This is a genomic window from Streptomyces sp. NPDC004539 (assembly GCF_040610055.1).
Lineage (GTDB): Bacteria > Actinomycetota > Actinomycetes > Streptomycetales > Streptomycetaceae > Streptomyces.
Map to the genome: position 1 here is coordinate 393,993 of NZ_JBEXLS010000004.1, position 20,478 is coordinate 414,470.

Consider the following 20,478-nt stretch of genomic DNA (forward strand, 5'->3'; position numbering starts at 1 on the left):
CGGGATCGGTTGAGCGAAAAGTGGTCAACCTGAGGTCAGACGCCGGACCAGCTCGGGGAGTTCGGGTACGCGGACCCCGTCGTGGGTGACGTCGTCGTGGAGGACGCGCAGGGTGTCCGGCGTGAGCGTCGAGCCCATCGCGTACCAGAGCGGGCCCTCGCGTTCGGCGGTCCAGGCGCCCGGTACGGCGGGGTCCCAGCGGACCGTGAACTCGGCGTCCGGGACGCCGCAGGAGGTGAGGGCGGCCTCAAGTGCCAGGAGCGCGGCGGGTTTCGGCGGGGCTAGATGGCCGGTGACGGGGCGGTCGCGCCACAGGGCGAGGGCCTTCTCGACCATGCTGCCCGTCTCCACCGACGACAGGTCCGCGAGGTCGTGCCAGGCCGCAAGGTCCGTGGAGCCGTTCTCCTCGGGGCGCAGGTCGCCGCCGACCACCTTCGCCTCGTAGACGACCGCCATGCCGTGGTGGTCGGCGGGGCCGCGCAGGCCGTCGCGGGGGACGGAGATACGGCGGGAGTGGACGCCGAGGAGGGCGGTGACCTCCACCTCGTACCCCGTCTCCTCCCGCAGTTCGCGGATCACCGCGTCGTACGGGTCCTCGCCGTGCTCCACTCCCCCGCCGGGCATGACCCAGACGCCCGTGCCGTCGGGGTTGCGGAAGCGGGCGAGGAGGATGCGGTCGTTCTCGACGACCACGGCGTAGGCCGCCGTCCTTCGGGTTTTCCTCACAGGCTGTTCACAGCTCCTTGTCTTGTTGGGCTATTTGTCCGGAAGTAGCGGTCAACTCCCTAAAGTCCATCGCGGGTTTTCCCCATACATCCACCACCTCCCGGTCAACCCTCCCCAAACAATCGTCTCGTGAGTAAAGCTGGGCGATCACTTGGGATCACTTCTGTTCCAAAACATCACCTAGGGATGCCCATGACCCACACCCCCCACAGACGTACGGCCCGAATAGCCGTGGCGGCGGGGCTCGTCGCCGCGCTGTCGGCCGCCGGCCCCGTACCGCTGGCGTTCGCCGCCGACCAGCACTCCACCGTCGCCCCCAAGACCGCTCCCGAGAAGGACGACAAGGGCGACAAGCTCGGCGCGGACGACGCGGCGGCCCTCGTGGACGCCAAGGCCGAGGGGGACAAGACCGTCACCATGATGGTCGCCACCACCCCGGGCGAGACCTCCCAGGTCGCGAAGCAGCTCGACGGTCTGGACGGCGGGTTCGTCGGCCGCAAGGACGACGCCCTCGGGTACGTCCGCGCCACGGTCCCCACCGGCAAGGCCGACGCCGCGATCGCCGCCGCGTCCAAGCTCACGTCCGTGCAGGCGATCGACCTCCGCCAGGAGATCGCGCTGGACGACCCGACGCCGGGCGCCTCCAAGGACAAGTCCCCGTCCCAGACGGGCAGTTACGCCGCGCCGGGCAAGAAGACCCCGGCGACGAACCCGTACAACCCCTCCTTCGAGACCGGCGCCGTCTCCTTCGTCGAGGACCACCCGACGTACGACGGCCGCGGCGTCACCATCGGCGTCCTCGACTCCGGCGTCGACCTCGGCCACCCGGCGCTCCAGAAGACGACGACCGGTGAGCGGAAGATCGTCGACTGGGTCACCGCGACCGACCCGGTGGTCGACCGCGACGGCACCTGGCTGCGGATGAACTCCCCTGTCGCCGGGCCCACGTTCACCGCCGCAGGCCGCTCCTGGAAGGCGCCCGCCGGGAACTTCCGGTTCCAGACCTTCGCCGAGTCCGTCACCACTGGCGGCGACATGGCAGGGGACTTGAACCGCGACGGCGACAAGACCGATGTGTGGGGCGTCCTTTACGACGCCGCCGCCGGCACGGTCCGCGTCGACCTCGACAACGACGGCGACTTCACCGACGAGACCGCGCTGAAGCCGTACAAGGACGGTTTCCAGATCGGGTACTTCGGCACCGACGACCCGAAGACGGAGATCGCCGAGCGCATCCCGTTCGTCGTCGAGGTCCGCAAGGACGTCGTCTTCAACGGCGCAGGCAGCAAGTCCGACTACGTCAACATCGGCGTCGTCGAGTCCCGTCACGGCACGCACGTCGCCGGGATCACCGCCGCCAACTCCCTGTTCGGCGGCAAGATGAACGGCGCCGCGCCGGGCGCGAAGATCGTGTCGTCCCGCGCCTGCACCTGGACCGGCGGCTGCACGAACGTCGCGCTCACCGAGGGCATGATCGACCTCGTCACCAAGCGCGGCGTCGACATCGTCAACATGTCCATCGGCGGCCTGCCCCCGCTGAACGACGGCAACAACGCCCGCGCGCAGCTCTACACGCGCCTCATCGACCAGTACGGCGTGCAGCTCGTCATCGCCGCCGGCAACGAGGGCCCCGGCACCAACACGATCGGTGACCCCGGCCTCGCCGACAAGGTCATCAGCGTCGGCGCGTCCATCTCCAAGGAGACCTGGGCGGCCAACTACGGCTCCCAGGTGAGCAAGAAGTACGCCATGCTGCCGTTCTCCTCGGCCGGTCCGCGCGAGGACGGCGGCTTCGTGCCGACGCTCGTCGCGCCGGGCGCCGCCGTGAACACGATGCAGACCTGGTCTCCGGGCTCGCCGGTCGCCGAGGCGGGCTACCAACTGCCGCCCGGCTACGCGATGTTGCAGGGTACGTCGATGGCGTCGCCGCAGGCCGCGGGCGCGAGCGCGCTGCTGCTGTCCGCCGCCAAGCAGCGGAAGATCGCGCTGTCGCCGCTGACACTGCGAACCGCCCTCACCAGCACCGCTCGTGAGATCAAGGACGTCCCCGCGCACGTGCAGGGCGCGGGGCTGATCCGGATCGTGCAGGCGTGGGACGCCATCAAGAAGGGCGCCACCGCGCACGACTACACCGTCAAGGCGCCGGTCAGCACGGCCCTCTCGGGCTCGCTGAAGGAGCCCGGTTTCGGTACCGGCATCTACGACCGCGAGGGCGGCCTGAAGACCGGCGAGAAGCGGACGTACGACGTCGTCGTCACCCGGACCTCCGGTCCCGCCAAGGCCGTTGAGCACAGCGTCTCCCTCGTCACGAACGACGGGACGTTCAAGCTGCTCAGTGGCAAGCGGGTCAAGCTGCCGCTGAACACGCCGGTCACCCTCAAGGTGCAGGCGCAGGCCAAGTCGGCCGGGATTCACAGCGCGATCGTCGAACTGGACGACAGGGCGACCGTCGGCGTGGACCGGCAGATCCTCTCCACCGTCGTCGTGTCGAAGGCGCTCGCGTCGCCGTCGTACACGTTCTCCAAGGCGACGAGCGTGCAGCGCAACAGCAGCCACTCGTACTTCGTGACGGTGCCGCAGGGGGCGAAGACGCTTGAGGTCGCGCTCGGCGGGCTGAAGGACAAGAGCCAGACGCGGTTCATCTCGCTGCACCCGTTCGGGGTGCCGGTCGAGGACTCGTCGACCGTGTACTGCTACAGCGACTACTCCAACCCCGATGTGCCCAACAACTGCCGCCCGGACCTTCGGACCTACCCGAACCCGACGCCGGGGGTGTGGGAGATCGAGGTCGAGTCGCGGCGTACGTCTCCGTACCTGGACAACCCGTACACGCTCGATGTGGCCGTGCTCGGGACCGAGTTCGCGCCGGCCGTGCGGACGCTGCCCGAGGCGAAGGTCGGTACGCCGGTCGTCGCGGACTGGAAGGTGACGAACGGGTTCGCGCCGCTCTCGGCGAAGCTGGAGGGTGGGTCGTTGGGGTCGGTGAAGATGGGGACGCCGACGATCGCGCACGGTGCGTCTCAGACGTCGACCGTTGTGGTGCCGGCCGGAGTTGAGCGGTTCGACGTGTCCATCGGGTCTGTTTCCGATGCCGCCGCCGACCTCGATCTGACCGTGTACCGGGACGGGGTGCAGGTCGCCCAGTCCGCCGACGGTGACTCCGAGGAGTCGGTGAGCATCGTGTCGCCGGCCGCCGGGACGTACACGATCGTGGTGGACGGGTACAGCGTGCCTGCCGGGACCACGACGTTCCAGTACAAGGACGTGTACTTCTCGTCCGCGCTGGGGACGGTCTCCGTGGACACGGGGGCCACCGTCTCCATCGCGAGCGGCGCGTCGGCGACCATCTCGGGGAACGTGCTCGTCAAGGCCGCCGGGCCTGAGGGGCGGGAGTTCTTCGGGGAGGTTCGGCTGGTGAATGCGCGGGGGACGGCCGCGGGGGTTGGGACCGTCGTCATCGAGAAGGTCGTGGGTTAGTCAGCAACGACCTGAGTTGAAGAGGCGGGCGTTCCCCCAAGAACGCCCGCCTCTTGCCTTCCCCCCGTCGTTTCCGGCCGACGCCCACCCCCGTGAGGCGCCGGCCGGAGTCTGAGTGTCGGGCGGTGCCCTCCCCCGAGGGAGCACCGCCCGGCGATCAATGACATTAGGCGGGGCGGAGTACCGAATGGGGATTCTGGTTGTGGCACCCCGTGGCCATGGCCGGGAGATGCCAAGAGGTCACGCCGGGTGACTCGAACGCAGGTACGGCGAAATCGAGGATCGGATACCGTCAGCGGCAGTTCCACGCCACCGACAGATCTCGGCCGCAGACCGGCCCGCGCAGGGGGAGCCATGCTGGAGACCATCGGCATCGACCAGTCGACCCACGACGTCTACCGGTCTTTGCTGCTGCACCCCTCCTGGACCCTGGAGGACCTCGCCCGCGAGACGGGCCTCACGGAGGCGGACGTACGCGGCGCGCTCGACCGTCTGACGCAACTCTCCCTGCTGCATGAGGCCGCGGGCCACCAGTTCGTTCCCGTGAGTCCGGAAATCGTCCTCTCGCCGCTGCTCCAGCGCAGGGAGGCGGAACTGGACGAACAGCGCGCGCGGCTGTCCCGGGAGCGGGCCACCCTCGCCGCGCTGACCTCGGACTACGCCAACATGGCGGCGCACCGGGTGGACAGCGGGGTGGAGCGGCTCGAAGGGGTCGACGCGGTGCGCGTGCGGCTGATGGAGTTGGCTCATCAGGCACGCATCGATGTCCGGACATTCGTACCCGGCGGTGCGCTGAGCGCCGCCGCGCTGGAGGCCGGCCGGCCTCTCGACGAGCAGCATCTCTCGCGCGGGGTGCGGATGCGGACGGTGTATCTCGACAGCGTCCGCAACGACCAGCCGACCGTCGAGTACGCGAACTGGCTGGCGTCGCGCGGGGGCGAGACGCGTACGGTGCCGGCGCTGCCGATGCGGATGATCCTCTCCGACCACACGACCGCCGTGATCCCGATCGACATCGACGACAGCCGCAAGGGGGCACTGCTCATCCGCTATCCCGGGATGGTGCGGGCCCTGGAGGAGCTGTTCGACATGGTCTGGGAGAACGCCGTCCCGCTCGGCTCGGCGCCGGCGGACCTTCCCGAGGAGGCGCCGACGGACCGGGAGGCGGCGCTGCTGAAGATGCTCGCGGCGGGGCTGACGGACGAGGGGATCGCCCGGAAGATGGGCGTCTCGCTGCGGACGGTCCGGCGCAACACCGCTGAGCTGCAACGTCGGTTGGGGGTGCAGAGCCGGTTCCAGGCGGGGGCGGAGGCGGTGCGGAGGGGGTGGCTGTGAGGGGCGGCGGGGCCGGTGGCGCGTGGCGCCGAGGCCGGTGGTGCGTGGCGGAGAGGCCGGTTGTGAGTGAAGGATCAACTTCCTGGCCGCTCCCTGCCATGACCGGGGGCTGACACCTTGGCGCCGCCGATATATGCACAGCCCGTGCCTAAGGTCGGCCCGTGTACGCAGTCAAGGTCGTTCTCCTCCCCTCGGCGCCCGTCGCGATGCCCAGCGACCGGCGGCTGGACGCTGTCGCCGAACGGACGAGGGCGGACCCCCGGCCGGGCATCGCGCACGTCTCGATGGCGCGCTGGGGCAGACGGCTGGTCGGCATGACGTTCGTGGAGGCGGGCAGCCTGGACGAGGCCCTGGACCGGGCACGGGACGGCTGGGCGGACTGGCTGAGCGTGCCGGGGCTGCTGCCGGACTGGGAGCTGGGCGACTGCCGTCCGGACCGTTATCTGTACGGGGAACCGCGGGGCGGCCGGGTCGCGTGATCACGCATGACGTGTTTGGCATGTGACTGCCATGGCCTGCTGAGGCCAGTGAACGCACATGACAGGGGCACGGTCGTCCCACGATGATCGTGTCAGGCACACGCTCGCCGCCCGGGGGCGCCGGCACTCGCCGCCCCACCCGGAACGAAGAATTGCAGAGGCAGAGAATGAGACGAATCACCGGCCGAGCCGTCCGCACCGCCCTGGCCGCCCTGGCCGTCACCGCGACCCTCGCGCTCCCGCTGGCCGTCGCCCAGCAGAGCGCGCCCGAGCAGAGCCGGCAGGCCGTCGCGGCCGACCCCCTCGACGCTCTCCGCAAGCCGACGGACCCCAACGGCGACGACAAGGGCAGCTGGGTCTGGGACGACCAGGAGTAGGCGGTACCGACGAGACGAGGGCGGGCACCTGGGGAAGGGTGCCCGCCCTTTCGCGTGCGTCAGTCCGGGCAGGTGAGGGCGCGGGAGTCCGCCAACGCGCGGGTGAGGGCGGGGCGTTGGGCGGTGATGTCGGGGGTGCCCACGAACAGGTCGTCCGGGGAGGCGGTGTCCGGGCGCAGGGCGACGAGGACGGGGGTGCCCCGGACGATCGTGACCTTGAGGCCGAAGGTGAAGGTGACGTCCGCCGGTCCGGGCGTCGGCTTGTAGGCGTGCGTCACCTTCAGGGTCACCGCCGTCTCCCCGCTCGCCAGGGGGCGTACGGCGCTGACGGTGCCCTCGACGACCGTCGCGGCGCAGGCCAGGTACTCGGGGTCGGTGAGGGGGCTTTGCGGGGCCGGGGTCATCGTGCCGTCCTCCGCCGCCGAGGAGACCGCCTTGTCCGAGGCGCTGCTCGCGTCGCCGGCGGTGTTCGGGAGGAGCGCCAGCCCGCCGCCGAGCAGCCCGAGGACACCGGCCGCCGCGACGCCGACGAGGACGAGCCGGCCGTTCAACGGGCGTCGGCGCAGTGGGACGACGACCGGTGGGTCGTCCAACTCATCGGCGATGAGCGCGAGTTGGGCGCGCAGTACGGCGATGTCGTCGCGTGCCGCGCGGAGTTCGGGGGTGTCGTCGGGCGCCGGCTCCCCGGTGATCGCGTACATGAGCGCGTCGTCGTCCGTCATCTCACACCACCTCGTCCTCGTGCAGCCGGGTGCGCAGCGCCCTGACCGCCGTGTGCAGCCGGCTCTTCACCGTGCCCTCGGGAACGCCGAGTTCGTCCGCGATGGACGCGACGGGGAGGTCGGCGTAGAAGCGGAGGATCACCACCTGGCGCTGGGCGTCGGGGAGTTGGTCGAGCCCTTGGGCGACGGCCAGGGACAGCACGCTCGTCTCCTCGCCGGACGGCTGGGCGGACTGGCGGAGGGCGGCGAGGCGTTCACCGAGGCGTTCCTGGCGGCGCTTCGCCCGGTGCCAGTCCATCGCGAGGTTGGAGGCGACGACCGCCGCCCACGCGGAGACGTCACGCGGTGCGTCGTACCCCTTCGCCGCGCGTTCCAGGAGCCGTAGGCGGACCTGCTGCACCCCGTCCGGCAGGTCCGCCTGCGGTACTCCGCCGAGCGCGAGGACCGCTCTGACCCGGCGTTCTTGAGCCGCGTCCAGCGGGTCGTCCTGACCCCGCTGCGCGCGGCGCGTCGATCTGCGCAGCACAGACACCCCTCCCCTTGCCGCGTTTCCTCTACGACGCGGGAGGGCGCGGAAACGTTCGGAATCGCCGGGTGGGGCGTACGTCACATCCGCGGGCGGGACGCGACGGCTTGCGGCATGAAGGGGCCGTGGGGGCAATATCTCCAGCTCAGTGGGGGTACGGCCGGAGTTCTGGAGCCGTGTCCGCGGGCGTCGGGTGATGTCGGGTGATGTCGGGGGCAAAGAATTGGACAGGCGGACCGGGGTGGGCCGCATGATGGAAACGCCGCAGACACATCAGTACAGCTACAGGGAGTCGCCGTGAGGGTCGGAATCGTCGGAGCAACCGGGCAGGTCGGGACGGTCATGCGCAGGATTCTCAAGGAGCGCGCGTTCCCCGTGACCGAGCTGCGGCTGTTCGCGTCGGCGCGGTCGGCGGGGTCCGAGCTGGACGGGGTGACCGTGGAGGACGCGGCGACCGCCGACTACTCCGGGTTGGACATCGTGCTGTTCTCCGCCGGGGGCGCGACGTCCAAGGCGCTGGCCGAGAAGGTCGCCTCGCAGGGGGCCGTCGTCATCGACAACTCGTCCGCGTGGCGGATGGACCCGGACGTCCCGCTCGTGGTCTCCGAGGTGAACCCGCACGCGATCGCCTCGCGGCCGAAGGGGATCATCGCGAACCCGAACTGCACGACCATGGCCGCGATGCCGGTGCTGAAGGTGCTGCACGCCGAGGCGGGCCTGGAAGCCCTCGTCGCCACGACCTACCAGGCGGTCTCCGGGTCCGGGCTCTCCGGGGTCGCGGAGCTGGCCGGGCAGGTGCGGAAGGTCGTCGACGACGCCGAGAAGCTGACGCACGCCGGTGACGCCGTGGACTTCCCCGAGCCCGGGGTCTACAAGCGGCCCATCGCCTTCAACGTCCTGCCCCTCGCCGGGAACCTCGTCGACGACGGGCTCGGTGAGACGGACGAGGAGAAGAAGCTGCGCAACGAGTCGCGGAAGATCCTGGAGATCCCCGACCTGAAGGTCTCCGGCACCTGCGTCCGCGTCCCCGTCTTCACCGGCCACTCCCTCCAGCTCAACGCCCGCTTCGCGCGTCCGCTGAGCCCCGAGCGGGCGGTCGAGCTGCTGTCGACGGCGCCGGGGGTGGTTGTGACGGACATCCCCACGCCTCTCCAGGCGGCTGGGCAGGACCCGTCGTTCGTGGGCCGGGTGCGGCGGGACGAGACCGTCGACAACGGGCTCGCGCTGTTCGTCTCCAACGACAACCTCCGTAAGGGGGCGGCGTTGAACGCGGTGCAGATCGCGGAGCTGGTGGCGGAGGAGCTGAAGGGCTAAGCCCTTTCCACCGCGTACAGAAAGCAGCCGTACACCACCGACCGGACGTGGACCTGTGCCACGTCCGGGTCGGTGAAGGCTCGTCGCAGGGCCCCGTCGAAGTCCTCCCCCACCAGTTCGCCGCCGATGATGTGTCCGGCCGCCGAATAGCGGCGCAGGACACGGTGGTTGCCGGTGAAGGCGGGGGACGGGTCGGCGGGGCCCTCGCATGTCGTCGCGTGGATGAAGACGGGGCCCTGTTCGTCGTACGCGCCGGGGTCGCGGGCCCAGCGGCGCAGGGGCGCGTAGGTGATCAGGGCGATCCGCTCGCCCTTCCCGCTGTCGCGGAGGCAGCAGCGGAGGGGGGCGTCGCCCTCGGGGTCGGGGTAGGGGTGTACGGGGCGGCCGGCGTCGTCCGTGGTGCGGAGAGACTCCAGGACGGCCGGAGGGATCGGACTGACGGTGTACGGGGTGTACGGGGTCTCTGCGGGGTTCATGGCTTCAGGTTCGTGCCCGGTGTCGGGGGATGCTGGCGGGTTCGCGACATGGGGTTTTCCCGATGGTCTTGCGGGGAGGCCCTGTGGTCTGGACGAACGTCGCCCACGGCACCTTCCCCGTGGAAAGATGACCACAACCCACGCATAACGAGGAGATGACCGCGTGCCTGGCACAAACCTGACTCGCGAAGAGGCGCAGCAGCGGGCGAAGCTGCTCACCGTTGACTCGTACGAGATCGATCTGGACCTCTCCGGAGCGCAGGAGGGCGGCACCTACAGGTCCGTGACCACGGTGCGCTTCGATGTCACCGAGGGCGGCGCCGAGTCGTTCATCGACCTGGTCGCCCCGGCCGTCTCGGAGGTGACGCTGAACGGGGACGCCCTGGACCCCGCCGAGGTGTTCGCGGACTCCCGGATCGCGCTGCCGGGACTGCTCGCGGGCCCGAACGTCCTGCGGGTCGTCGCGGACTGCGCCTACACCAACACCGGCGAGGGCCTGCACCGCTTCGTCGACCCGGTCGACCAGCAGGCGTACCTGTACACGCAGTTCGAGGTCCCGGACGCCCGCCGCGTCTTCGCCTCCTTCGAGCAGCCGGACCTGAAGGCGACGTTCAGGTTCACGGTGAAGGCGCCGACCGGCTGGACGGTGATCTCCAACTCCCCGACGCCCGAACCCAAGGACGACGTCTGGGAGTTCGCGCCGACCCCGCGCATCTCGACGTACATCACGGCGTTGATCGTCGGCCCGTACCACTCCGTGCACAGCGTGTACGAGAAGGACGGCCAGTCGGTGCCGCTCGGCATCTACTGCCGCCCCTCGCTCGCCGAGTTCCTCGACTCCGACGCCATCTTCGAGGTCACCCGGCAGGGCTTCGACTGGTTCCAGGAGAAGTTCGACTACGCGTACCCGTTCGAGAAGTACGACCAGCTCTTCGTCCCCGAGTTCAACGCGGGCGCGATGGAGAACGCGGGCGCGGTGACGATCCGCGACCAGTACGTGTTCCGCTCGAAGGTGACGGACGCCGCGTACGAGACGCGCGCGGAGACGATCCTCCACGAACTGGCGCACATGTGGTTCGGCGACCTCGTCACCATGGAGTGGTGGAACGACCTCTGGCTGAACGAGTCGTTCGCGACGTACACGTCGATCGCCTGCCAGGCGTACGCGCCGAACTCCCGCTGGCCGCACTCCTGGACGACGTTCGCCAACTCGATGAAGACGTGGGCCTACCGCCAGGACCAGCTCCCGTCGACGCACCCGATCATGGCGGAGATCAACGACCTCGACGACGTCCTCGTCAACTTCGACGGGATCACGTACGCGAAGGGCGCGTCCGTCCTCAAGCAGCTCGTCGCGTACGTCGGCATGGACGCGTTCTTCCAGGGCGTCCAGGCGTATTTCAAGGCGCACGCGTTCGGCAACACGCGCCTGTCGGACCTGCTCGGCGCGCTGGAGGAGACCTCCGGGCGTGACCTCAAGTCCTGGTCGAAGGCGTGGCTGGAGACGGCCGGGATCAACATCCTGCGGCCGGAGATCTCCGTCGACTCGGACGGGGTCGTCACGTCGTTCGCGGTCCGCCAGGAGGCGCCCGCCCTGCCGGCCGGCGCGAAGGGTTCACCGACCCTGCGTCCGCACCGCATCGCCGTCGGCCTGTACGAACTCGACGACGAGACCGGCAAGTTGGTGCGTGACGAGCGCATCGAGCTGGACATCGACGGCGAGTCGACGGCCGTCCCGGCGCTCGTCGGCAAGCGCCGCCCCTCGGTGATCCTGCTGAACGACGACGACCTCTCGTACGCGAAGGTCCGGCTCGACGCGGAGTCCCTGGCGTTCGTCACCGAGCACCTCGGCGACTTCGAGTCCTCCCTGCCGCGCGCCCTGTGCTGGGCCTCCGCCTGGGACATGACCCGTGACGCCGAACTCGCCACGAGCGACTACCTCTCGCTGGTCCTCTCCGGGATCGGCAAGGAGTCGGACATCGGCGTCGTCCAGTCCCTCCAGCGGCAGGTGAAGCTGGCGCTGGAGCTGTACGCGGCACCGGCCAAGCGGCCCTCCCTGCTGACGCGTTGGACCGAGGCGACGCTAGAGCACCTGCGTGCGGCTGCCCCCGGCAGCGACCACCAGCTCGCGTGGGCACGGGCGTTCGCGGCGACGGCCCGGACGGAGTCGGAACTGGCCCTGCTTGAGGGCCTGTTGGACGGTTCGGCCACCGTGGACGGGCTCGCCGTCGACACCGAGCTGCGCTGGGCGTTCGTCCAACGGCTCGCCGCTGTCGGGCGGTTCGACGAGGCGGAGATCGACGCGGAGTACGCGCGCGACAAGACGGCGGCGGGAGAGCGGCACGCCCTCACGGCGCGCGCCTCCCGGCCCACTCCCGCGGCCAAGGCCGCCGCCTGGTCCTCGGTCATCGAGTCCTCGGACCTGCCCAACGCGCTCCAGGAAGCGGTGATCGGCGGGTTCGTCCAGACCGACCAGCGTGAGCTGCTGGCGCCCTACTCGGAGAAGTACTTCTCCGTGGTCAAGGGCATCTGGGAGTCCCGCTCCCACGAGATCGCCCAGCAGGTCGCGGTCGGCCTCTACCCGTCCATCCAGGTCTCCCAGGCCACCCTGGACGCCACGGACACCTGGCTCTCCACCGCCGACCCGAACGCCGCGCTGCGGCGGTTGGTCTCGGAGTCCCGGTCGGGGGTGGAGCGGGCGCTCCGGGCACAGGCGGCTGACGCGTAGCACGTGCGGTGCGAGGCGCCCGGCGATCTCTTCGATCTCTTCGCCGGGCGCCTTTCGCTGTCAGCGGGGGTTGCGGGCTGTCGGGCAGGTGTTCCACAACTCCAGTCCGGCGGAGAGGAGTTGACGTACGGCGTCGTGTTCTTCGGGGGTCCAGGGGGTTCGGGGGGTGGCGTCGAAGAGTTTGTCGTAGGCGCTGTTGTGCAAGGGGCCTTGCCGGGGCAGGAGTTGGGGCTGATGGCGGGGCTCGTGCGGGGGCTCGCGCAGGGGGCCGCGCCGGGGCTCATGCGGGGGCTCGTGCCGGGGCTCATGCGGGGCGTGGCCTTGGGGCTTGCCGAGTCCTCGGGACAGGTCCTCGAAGAAGTTCCACGCGTCCAGTACCACTCCCTCGGGGACGCGCCGCCTCACCGGTTCGTCCAACCAGCGCCGCAGACGGTCCAGTTCGAGCGTGGCGGTCTCGGACGCCGCCAGTCTCCACCCCCGCCGGCCCGCGAACACCCGCGCCCGCCGCACCGTCCCGAACACCGGCACCACATCAGCCGCCGCCACGACCCGATCGGGCCCGTCGTCCCGGCCACCGGCCCACAACACCACACCACTTCGGCCGACCCCGCGTATGCGGTACGTGTACATCTCCACGCGCCCACCCTGGCACGGCCCCTGGGAGGGCGTCGCGGGATTTCCCGCCGTGGGGTTCACGCCGTGCGGCGGACCGTCTCGATCATCGTCCGCACGTGCAGTCCCGTCTGGGCGGCTAACGGGAGCCACCTCACCTCGAAGGACTTCTCCAGTTCCTGGAGCCAGTCGTGGAGGAGGGCGTCGAGGACGTCCGCGGTCTCCGTGTCCGCGAGGGCCCTGCGGAGCATCGCCGCCGCGCGGATCGGGACCCGGCGGGCCGAGATACCGAGGGCGACGGAGTGGCCCCGGTGGCCGGGGGGTTCCTCGGTGGCCCAGGTCTCGACGATGGACGGGGCGACGTCGAGGAGTTCGAGGGCGGCCGTACGGAGGGGGATCAGGGCGTCGGAGACCTTGGCGAGGGCCGCTTCGGGTACGGCGGCGGCGAGTTGACGCGTGCGGTCCAGGAGGAGTTCGTTGACGCGGGCCGTCTCGCCGTACGGGTCGAGGGCGGGGGCGGGGTCGTCCACACCGGTCACCGCCCGCGCGGGCGACTCGATGACGGTCGTCAGCGTGCCGTACCTGCGCGGGTGCAACCAGGTGCTCTCCGCGACATAACCGCTCTGGTCACGCTCGTCCACACCCGCACCGTCGGGAAGGACGAGGACACCGGGCGGCTGCGGGCGCCAGTCGATGCCATCGAGGGGGTGGTGGGTGAGGGGGACGCCCAGCCGGGCGGCGATCCGGCGGAAGGCGGCGGCGACACCGGGGGTCTCGCGTGTCAGCATGACGAACGCGCCGCCGAACTCGATGCCGTGCAGGGAGAATTGGACGTCGGGACGGAGTTCGTCGAGCAGTCTCACGAGCGCGGCGGACTCGGGAAGCAGTCCACCACCCACCGGCATCGACTCCGGCTGCCACCCGAACTGCGGCCGATAGAACCACCGGTAGGCGTCCGCCAGCGAGGGTTCGGCCCCCTCCGGCCGCCACCCCTCGGCGAGCGCCGCCCCGTCCGGGTCCAGGCAGAGCAGGAAGTGCCAGGTGCAGTCGAGGACTTCGAACCGCTTCGGCCGGCGCGCCAGCACCCTCGCGAGCCTCAGCACCGACGCTCCGCCCACCGGTTCATCCGCGTGCGCCCCGGCGACAGCGAGGATCTGCCGGGTCCCGTGCCCGGCGGAGAGCAGCCACAGCGGTCGTCCGGCGCGGCTCTCGCCGACCTCCCTCAGGCGGAGTTCGCGCGGCGCCGAGGCGACCAGCGCGCGGGCCCGTCGCTCAAGATCGCCGACGCTCGGGCAGGGCGACGAAAGGGACGGTGTCCGCACGCCGATCCCCCGGCTCAGGAGCCCTGGGAGTTACTGGGCGCCGTGGTTTCCTTCTTCTCCAGCGGGCGGATCACGATCTTCGTCGCCATGCCAACTCCCGTTCTCTGTAAGGATGTTCAGGTGTTCCATGGGATCTCCGCGGGTACTTGCTGTCAAGTGCGCCCCCACGGGGCCACGTGATGTCCCAGCGACGGAGGCATGGTGGACGTGGTCGAGATGCTCGCCCTTCCGCGCGTCAAACCCGAGCACCGCCCGTACCGAACCGTGGACGGCAACATCCGGACTTGACTCCCGAAGACGTCTCCCAAGCCCTGGCGGATCTCTACGGCGCCGGTTTCGTCGAGGACATCGGCGCACCCAACCCCCTTCCACCCCATGAGCGCGAACGCCACAGCCGAGGCGTCCCGCTCCTGCGCTGGATGGACCGCGGTCCCCGCCTCACCCCCTGGGATGCCCAACTGCGCCTGCGCGAGGCCCGAGTTCTCCTGGTGGGTCTCGGGGGCACGGGAGGTCACGCCGCGCAGAATCTGGTGGCCTCCGGTGTCGGTCACCTGCACTGCGTGGAGCCGGACACCGTCGAGCTGTCCAACCTCAACCGCCAGCCCCTGTACCGGGAATCAGACATCGGCCGCCCCAAACTGGATGCCGCGCTGGCCACCCTGCGCGCCCTCAACTCCGATGTGGAGATCAGCGGCGAACGCCGCGAGATCCAAGGCCCCGAAGATCTCGCCGACCTGATCGGCAGGGGCTCGTACGACCTTCTCGTCGTCGCCGCCGACCGCCCCGTCGACATCTGGCGCTGGGCCAACCGCGTCTGCATAGCCGCCGGACTCCCGTGGGTGGACGCCGGCTACCGCGGCCCTCTGGCGACGGCGGGCGTCTACGTCCCCGGCACCGGCGCCTGCTGGGAGTGCCTGCGCGAGGGCGAGTTCGCGCGCCGGGACCTGCGGATCGCCGATGGGCAGGACGAGGAGATCGCCTCACCGAGAATGGCGTGGAACCCGGCGACCTCGGTGACCGCCGCTCTGTCGGGGGCACTTCTGGCGCACGCGGCGACAGCCCTCCTCACCGGTGTCCCCGTGCTGGCTCCCGGTTTCCGGTTCGGCGTGAACCTCATGGTGCCGGGTGACCCGGTCCTGGAACGGTTCCCCAGGCTCGACGACTGTCCGGCCTGCGGCCATCTCACCCCGCGATGACCCGAATTCGTCTGCATTCCGACGTCCGCTCACGTCCTGACGGTGAGGAGTGGATCGTCGGCCGCCTCTCCACGGGCCGGACGGTCGCACTCCCGGAGACGGGGAAACGGGCTCTGGACCTCCTCGCCGAGGGCCTCACCGCGTCGCAGGTGGCGGCTCGGCTGCGGGCCGAGACCGGCGAGGACATCGACGTACCGGACTTCGTGGAAGCGCTGGTCGCTCTGGGTTTCGTGGCGGAGCTGAACGGCGAGAAGGCCGCTGAACCGCGCCGCCGGCCACCTCCGTTGGCCAAGATCCGTCCTCGGCACGTCCGTTGGCTGCTGAACCCGGTACTTCCGTTCCTCGTGGCGGCGTTGGCGGCGGCAGCCGTCCTGAGTCGTCCACCGGTCCCCTTGACCCATCGCACCCTCCTCTGGAGCGACCACGGCAGCGCCGTCCTCGCGTCCGGCGCCTGCTTCGGCTGGGCCCTGATCATGCTGCACGAGTACGCGCACCTCCTGACAGCGCGGGCGACCGGCGTGAACGGCCGTATCCGACTGGGCACCCGTCTCCAGTTCCTGGTCGTGCAGACCGATATCAGCGGCATCGAACTGGCCCCCCGCCGCCACCGCCTCACCGCCTACCTCTCCGGTATCGCGGTCAACCTCACCGCCGCTTCCGTACTCGCTCTGGCCACACACGCGGTCGACGGCACCCCCCGCCGCGTCCTCGCCGCTCTTGCCCTGCTCTCCCTGCTCCCGGTCCCGTTCCAGCTGATGGTCTTCACCCGTACCGACCTCTACTTCGTCCTCCAGGACCTGCTGCGCTGCCGGGACTTGTACGGCGACGGCCTGGCGTACGCCCGCCATCTCCCCCGCCGCCTGCTGGCCCGCGCCACCCCCGAGGACGACCCCAGCCGTGCGCTGCCGGCTCGCGAGCGCCGCTCGGTACGGCTCTACAGCGCCGTACTCGTCATCGGTACGGCGCTGTGTCTGAGCGCTCTCGCCTTCGTCACTCTCCCCGCCGACGCGGCCCTCTTCGCCGGCGCGCTCACGGATCTGACGTCCGGCTCCTCCGTGGGTGAGCGGCTGGACGCGGTGGCCGTCGTCGTCACACTCGGTGGAGTTCACGCTCTCTGGGCACGGACGTGGTGGCGCGAGCGGCGGGCCTCAGCTGACCGATGACGGTGGCTCCCAACGCCACCCCCATCCCGACGAGTTGGAGCGCGGTGAGGGACTGCCCCAGCGCCGCCCAGCCGACGATCGCCGCGGTGAGGGGCGAGAGGGAGCCGAGGAGGGAGACCTGGGTGACGGAGAGGCGGGTGATGCCGCGGAACCAGAGCCAGTAGGCGAGGGCGGTGTTGGCGAGGGCGAGGTAGAGGTAGCCGGCGACGGCGTGGGTGTCGAGGGCGGGGGGTGCGCCCTCGGCCAGGAGGGCGATCGGGGCTATCAGCAGGCCGCCGGCGGTGAGCTGCCAGCCCGCGAGGGCGAGGGGGCCGGCGCCTTCGGGGCGGCCCCACCGCTTCGTGAGGACGGTCCCGGCGGACATGGAGGCCGTGGAGGCGACCGCGGCCGTCATACCCAGGAGGTCCAGGGCGCCTGCGGCCTTGAGTACTACGAGGGTGACGCCGAGGGCCGCCGCGATGGCGGTGAGGAGGGAGCGGAGCGTCGCCCGTTCGCGGAGCAGCAGCGCTGAGAGGCCCAGGACGAAGAGGGGGCCCGCCGAGGAGACGGCCGCCGCGAGACCGCCGGGGAGGCGGTAGGCGGCGAGGAAGAGGAGGGGGAAGAAGACGCCGATGTTGAGCGCGCCCAGGACACCCGCCTTCCACCACCAGGCACCGCGCGGGAGCGTGCGCGTGAGGGCGAGGAGGAGCAGTCCGGCGGGGAGTGCGCGCATCAGGCCGGTGAAGAGGGGGCGGTCCGGCGGGAGGAACTCCGAGGTCACGGCGTAGGTGGTGCCCCAGGAGACGGGGGCGAGGGCGGTGAGGAGGACGGTCGTGGACTTCATGGCACACCCCGGCTAGACAGCTTGATAGTGATTAGCTTAGCGCTAAGCAAATTAGAGTCAAGCTACTTAGCTGCGAGTAAGCGGCTGACCGGGGATACTCACCCCATGAGCACGCCCCCCAAGGACCCCGTGGACGCGATCGTCGACCAGTGGGCCGCCGCCCGCCCCGACCTCGACACCGCCGCGATGGAGGTGTTCGGCCGTATCTCCCGCATCGCCCGCGCGATGGGCGACCGCGCCGAGCGCGCCTACGCCCCCTTCGGCATCTCACGCGGCGAGTTCGACGTCCTCGCGACCCTCCGCCGCTCCGGCGACCCCTACTCCCTCTCGCCCCGCGAACTCTCCTCGACCCTGATGCTGACCACCGGAGGTATGACAGGGCGCCTCGACAAACTCGAACGCGCCGGCCTGCTGCGCCGCTCCCCCGACCCCACCGACCGCCGGGCCCTGAAAGTCACCCTTACGGAGGACGGCCTCCGGGTCGTCGACCAGGCGGTGACCGCCGGACTCGCCGTCCAGCAGGGCGTCGTCTCCGCCCTGGACAAGGAAAAGGTCGGCCAGTTGGCCGACCTCTTGCGGGAGCTGATGCCGGGGGCGACCCAGGAGTAGCCCCGGACCTGAGAGGTACCTCTCAGGGGGTAGCCCGCCGGAAAACACGACGGACGCCGCCTTCACCACCGTACGAATGACTCTCCGTACGACGGTGAAGGCGGCGTCCGTGCGATTCGGGCGGACGTCAGGCTTTGGACGGCTTGGGCTCGCGGTCCTTGGACTTGTCGAGGACCCAGACGAGGCCCGCGATCGCCAGGAAGATGGCGAGGGGGGCGACGACGAACAGACCCAGCGTGTCGACGACACTCAGGCCCGGACCCGGGTCGTCACCGTCGTCGCGCGTGAGCGCGAGCGCGGGGGACGACATCAGCAGCAGCATCAGCGTCGTACCGGCCGCCAGGGTGCCGGCGCGCAAGGCGTTCTTCTTGTCCACGGTGCAAAAGTAGCGAACGCCGGGGACGACCGCTCGTCCGGGGTCCCTTATCAGGGCCCTACCCGACCCCTAGGGGATCGGGACTCCCTCCCCGGATCGCGCCGGGACTGGCCGATCACCGCGCGAGCCGAACGCGACCAGCCACCCGCCTGCGCTCCGCCCCCTCGCCCCTCCCCACCCCTCCCCACCCCGCCCTCAGCGAACGGACCGCAGCACCTCCACCAACGCGTGCAGCCGAGGCGAAGCCGCCAGTTCCTCCAGGCTCACCGCCCTCCCCTCCCCGTCCGCGATCGGCAGCCGCCAGTTCGGATACTGGTCCCACGTCCCCGGCAGATTCTGTGGCCGCCGGTCACCGATCGCGTCCGGCAGCCAGAGCCCCACCAGCGAAGCCGGCGTCCGAGTCAAGTACCGGTAGACGGCCTGCACTTGAGCCTCCTCGTCCCCGCCCCCCGCGCCGAGCACCCCCAGCCACTCACGCACATCGGCAGCGGCGGCGGCCCGCTCCCGATCCAACGGTTCCGTCAACAACCCCAAGCGCTCGCGGAGTTCGACGTGCTCACCGCTCAACCGGGCCGCGGTGGACGGCAGATCGTGCGTGGTCGCCGTGGCGAGGCAGTCCGCCCGCCACCGCTCCGCCGCGACCGGCCGCCCGTCCCCCTCCCAGTCCCGCTCGAACCACAGGACGGACGTCCCGAGCACCCCCCGCTCCCGCAACGCCTCCCGCACCCCGGGCTCGACGGTCCCGAGGTCCTCCCCGATCACCACGGCCCCCGCCCGGGCCGCCTCCAGCACGAGCACCGCGAGCATCGCCTCCGCGTCGTACCGCACGTACGCCCCGTCGACGGGCGCCTCCCCCTCAGGGACCCACCACAGCCGGAACAGCCCCATGACGTGGTCGATGCGCAGCGCGCCCGCGTACCGGAACAGCCCCCGCAGCAGCTCCCGGAACGGCGCGTACCCCGCCGCCGCGAGCCGGTCCGGCCGCCAGGGCGGCAACCCCCAGTCCTGGCCGAGGGAGTTGAAGGCGTCGGGCGGCGCCCCCACGGACATCCCCGAGGCGAAGAAGTCCTGTTGGGCCCAGGCGTCGGCCCCACCGGGATGCACGCCCACGGCCAGATCGTGGACGACCCCGAGGCTCATCCCCGACTCCCGCTGCACGGCACGGAGTTGGGCGTCGGTGTACCAGGCGAGCCGGCAGTGGAAGTCGACCCGGTCCAGCAACTCCCGCCGTGCACGCGCGGTTTCCTCCGACCGGGGATCTCGCAGCCCCTCCGGCCACCGCGTCCACTCCGTCCCGTGTACCTCCGCCAGCGCGCACCACGTCGCGTGGTCCTCCAACGCCTCCCCCTGCTCCGCGAGGAAGTCGCAGTACGCGGCCCGCCGCCCCGGCCCCAGCGGAACGGCGACGACCGCCTCCAACGCGGCCCGCTTGGCGGCCCACACGGCGTCCCGGTCGATCAACTCCCCTTTTTCCAGCACGTCTTGCCGCAACCGCGCACCCGACTCGCGATAGCCCGAAGCCCCTTCGGCATAGGCGAACTCGGGAATCTCCTCGATCCGGAGATACACCGGATCGGGAAACCTCCTGGAGGACGGCCGGTACGGCGAAGGGTCGACCGGCGGCCCCGGCACCCCCGCGTGCAACGGATTCACCTGCACGAACCCCGCCCCGAGCCCCCGCCCCGCCCACTCCGCCAACTCCCGCAGATCCCCGAGGTCCCCCATCCCCCAGGACCGCCGGGACAGCAGCGAGTAGAGCTGCACGAGAATCCCGTACGACCGAGAGGCAGGCGTGGGCAACCGGTCCGGCGCGACGACGAGATGACCGCCCCCGGTCCGCCCGTCGGCCAGAGTGACACTCAACTCATGCACCCCGAGGGGAAGTCCCTCGACCCCCTGCCGCACCTCCCCCTCCTCGGTGACCACCCGCACCACACTCCCCACGGGAAACACCGGCGCCGCCCCGCCCTCCCACTGCACGAGCGTCGGCGCCACCACCCGCTCCCCCAACACCCTCCGCCGCTCCCCCAGCGCCTCCCGCACCGCCTCCGGACTCCCCGCCGCCACCCCCAACGCCGCGAGCACCCGCACCAGCGCGGTCTCCGACGCCTCCACCGTCCGCCCCGCCCCTGGACTGAACGCCGGCACGACCCCGTACGACTCGGCGAGCTCCACCAACTCCTCATCGGCCACGGCAACCTCCTCGGAAGGGCGGGA

Annotated in this window: 18 protein-coding genes; 9 read left to right on the plus strand and 9 right to left on the minus strand. The window is 70.8% G+C overall.

Annotation, left to right across the window (positions count from 1 at the left end; translation table 11 throughout):
- Positions 1-24: 24 nt before the first annotated feature.
- The gene (locus tag ABZX85_RS11215; RefSeq protein ID WP_355865041.1) at positions 25-726 is read right to left on the minus strand and encodes an NUDIX hydrolase; all 702 of its coding nucleotides are present in this window, start codon (positions 724-726) and stop codon (positions 25-27) included.
- A gap of 186 nt (positions 727-912) precedes the next feature.
- Here ABZX85_RS11215 and ABZX85_RS11220 point away from each other — a divergent pair, with 186 nt between their 5' ends.
- The 4 genes from ABZX85_RS11220 (at position 913) to ABZX85_RS11235 (ending at position 6,394) form a co-directional block, all read left to right on the plus strand.
- Positions 913-4,203, plus strand: a complete 3,291-nt coding sequence (locus ABZX85_RS11220) for a S8 family serine peptidase (RefSeq protein ID WP_355865044.1) — start codon at positions 913-915, stop codon at positions 4,201-4,203.
- 354 nt (positions 4,204-4,557) lie between these two features.
- Positions 4,558-5,538 carry a helix-turn-helix domain-containing protein gene (locus tag ABZX85_RS11225; RefSeq protein ID WP_355865047.1) on the plus strand — a complete coding sequence of 327 codons (981 nt, stop codon included), beginning with the start codon at positions 4,558-4,560 and terminating at the stop codon, positions 5,536-5,538.
- Positions 5,539-5,699: 161 nt separating this feature from the next.
- Positions 5,700-6,017 carry a hypothetical protein gene (locus ABZX85_RS11230; protein WP_355865050.1) on the plus strand — a complete coding sequence of 106 codons (318 nt, stop codon included), beginning with the start codon at positions 5,700-5,702 and terminating at the stop codon, positions 6,015-6,017.
- Positions 6,018-6,184: 167 nt separating this feature from the next.
- The gene (locus ABZX85_RS11235) at positions 6,185-6,394 is read left to right on the plus strand and encodes a hypothetical protein (protein WP_355865053.1); all 210 of its coding nucleotides are present in this window, start codon (positions 6,185-6,187) and stop codon (positions 6,392-6,394) included.
- Between the two features lie 59 nt (positions 6,395-6,453).
- Here ABZX85_RS11235 and ABZX85_RS11240 read toward each other — a convergent pair whose 3' ends face one another.
- On the minus strand, positions 6,454-7,116 hold the full coding sequence (locus ABZX85_RS11240; protein WP_355865056.1) for a hypothetical protein: 663 nt from the start codon (positions 7,114-7,116) through the stop codon (positions 6,454-6,456).
- A 1-nt stretch (position 7,117) separates the two neighbouring features.
- Positions 7,118-7,642: a sigma-70 family RNA polymerase sigma factor gene (locus tag ABZX85_RS11245; protein WP_355865058.1), complete on the minus strand. Its 525-nt coding sequence runs from the start codon at positions 7,640-7,642 to the stop codon at positions 7,118-7,120.
- A gap of 297 nt (positions 7,643-7,939) precedes the next feature.
- Here ABZX85_RS11245 and ABZX85_RS11250 point away from each other — a divergent pair, with 297 nt between their 5' ends.
- Entirely contained in the window at positions 7,940-8,956 is a 1,017-nt protein-coding gene (locus tag ABZX85_RS11250; RefSeq protein WP_355865061.1) for an aspartate-semialdehyde dehydrogenase, read from the plus strand.
- Here ABZX85_RS11250 and ABZX85_RS11255 read toward each other — a convergent pair.
- Positions 8,953-9,432, minus strand: coding sequence for a DUF1203 domain-containing protein (locus ABZX85_RS11255; RefSeq protein ID WP_355865064.1), 480 nt, complete (start codon positions 9,430-9,432; stop codon positions 8,953-8,955). The two genes, ABZX85_RS11250 and ABZX85_RS11255, sit on opposite strands and share 4 nt — an antisense overlap.
- Positions 9,433-9,595: 163 nt before the next feature.
- On the opposite strand from ABZX85_RS11255, the gene pepN reads away from it, so the two are divergent.
- A complete protein-coding gene (gene pepN / locus ABZX85_RS11260; protein WP_355865067.1) occupies positions 9,596-12,160 on the plus strand; it encodes an aminopeptidase N in 2,565 nt (854 codons plus the stop codon).
- Between the two features lie 60 nt (positions 12,161-12,220).
- On the opposite strand, the gene ABZX85_RS11265 is transcribed toward pepN, so the two are convergent.
- The gene (locus ABZX85_RS11265; RefSeq protein WP_355865070.1) at positions 12,221-12,796 is read right to left on the minus strand and encodes a hypothetical protein; all 576 of its coding nucleotides are present in this window, start codon (positions 12,794-12,796) and stop codon (positions 12,221-12,223) included.
- A 56-nt stretch (positions 12,797-12,852) separates the two neighbouring features.
- Complete coding sequence (locus ABZX85_RS11270) at positions 12,853-14,094, minus strand: M14 family zinc carboxypeptidase (RefSeq protein WP_355865073.1); 1,242 nt, start codon at positions 14,092-14,094, stop codon at positions 12,853-12,855.
- Positions 14,095-14,378: 284 nt separating this feature from the next.
- Here ABZX85_RS11270 and ABZX85_RS11275 point away from each other — a divergent pair, with 284 nt between their 5' ends.
- The gene (locus ABZX85_RS11275; RefSeq protein WP_355865076.1) at positions 14,379-15,290 is read left to right on the plus strand and encodes a ThiF family adenylyltransferase; all 912 of its coding nucleotides are present in this window, start codon (positions 14,379-14,381) and stop codon (positions 15,288-15,290) included.
- Positions 15,287-16,453 (plus strand): hypothetical protein, encoded by a 1,167-nt coding sequence (locus ABZX85_RS11280; RefSeq protein ID WP_355865078.1) that lies wholly within the window; start codon positions 15,287-15,289, stop codon positions 16,451-16,453. The genes ABZX85_RS11275 and ABZX85_RS11280 overlap by 4 nt, the downstream gene beginning before the upstream one ends.
- On the opposite strand, the gene ABZX85_RS11285 is transcribed toward ABZX85_RS11280, so the two are convergent.
- Entirely contained in the window at positions 16,380-17,276 is an 897-nt protein-coding gene (locus ABZX85_RS11285) for an EamA family transporter (protein WP_355865081.1), read from the minus strand. The two genes, ABZX85_RS11280 and ABZX85_RS11285, sit on opposite strands and share 74 nt — an antisense overlap.
- Before the next feature lie 105 nt (positions 17,277-17,381).
- On the opposite strand from ABZX85_RS11285, the gene ABZX85_RS11290 reads away from it, so the two are divergent.
- Positions 17,382-17,885, plus strand: a complete 504-nt coding sequence (locus ABZX85_RS11290; RefSeq protein WP_355865084.1) for a MarR family transcriptional regulator — start codon at positions 17,382-17,384, stop codon at positions 17,883-17,885.
- Positions 17,886-18,012: 127 nt separating this feature from the next.
- Here ABZX85_RS11290 and ABZX85_RS11295 read toward each other — a convergent pair whose 3' ends face one another.
- Together ABZX85_RS11295 and malQ are read right to left on the minus strand one after the other, a co-directional pair.
- A complete protein-coding gene (locus ABZX85_RS11295) occupies positions 18,013-18,261 on the minus strand; it encodes a hypothetical protein (protein ID WP_355865087.1) in 249 nt (82 codons plus the stop codon).
- 195 nt (positions 18,262-18,456) lie between these two features.
- Positions 18,457-20,454 (minus strand): 4-alpha-glucanotransferase, encoded by a 1,998-nt coding sequence (malQ, locus tag ABZX85_RS11300; protein ID WP_355865090.1) that lies wholly within the window; start codon positions 20,452-20,454, stop codon positions 18,457-18,459.
- Between the last annotated feature and the right edge of the window lie 24 nt (positions 20,455-20,478).

Coding starts and splice junctions, on each gene's coding strand:
- ABZX85_RS11285 (WP_355865081.1), bottom strand. CDS start 17,276: ATGAAGTCCACGACCGTCCTCCTCACCGCCCTCGCCCCCGTCTCCTGG.
- ABZX85_RS11280 (WP_355865078.1), top strand. CDS start 15,287: ATGACCCGAATTCGTCTGCATTCCGACGTCCGCTCACGTCCTGACGGT.
- ABZX85_RS11255 (WP_355865064.1), bottom strand. CDS start 9,432: ATGAACCCCGCAGAGACCCCGTACACCCCGTACACCGTCAGTCCGATC.
- ABZX85_RS11220 (WP_355865044.1), top strand. CDS start 913: ATGCCCATGACCCACACCCCCCACAGACGTACGGCCCGAATAGCCGTG.
- ABZX85_RS11290 (WP_355865084.1), top strand. CDS start 17,382: ATGAGCACGCCCCCCAAGGACCCCGTGGACGCGATCGTCGACCAGTGG.
- ABZX85_RS11240 (WP_355865056.1), bottom strand. CDS start 7,116: ATGACGGACGACGACGCGCTCATGTACGCGATCACCGGGGAGCCGGCG.
- ABZX85_RS11225 (WP_355865047.1), top strand. CDS start 4,558: ATGCTGGAGACCATCGGCATCGACCAGTCGACCCACGACGTCTACCGG.
- ABZX85_RS11235 (WP_355865053.1), top strand. CDS start 6,185: ATGAGACGAATCACCGGCCGAGCCGTCCGCACCGCCCTGGCCGCCCTG.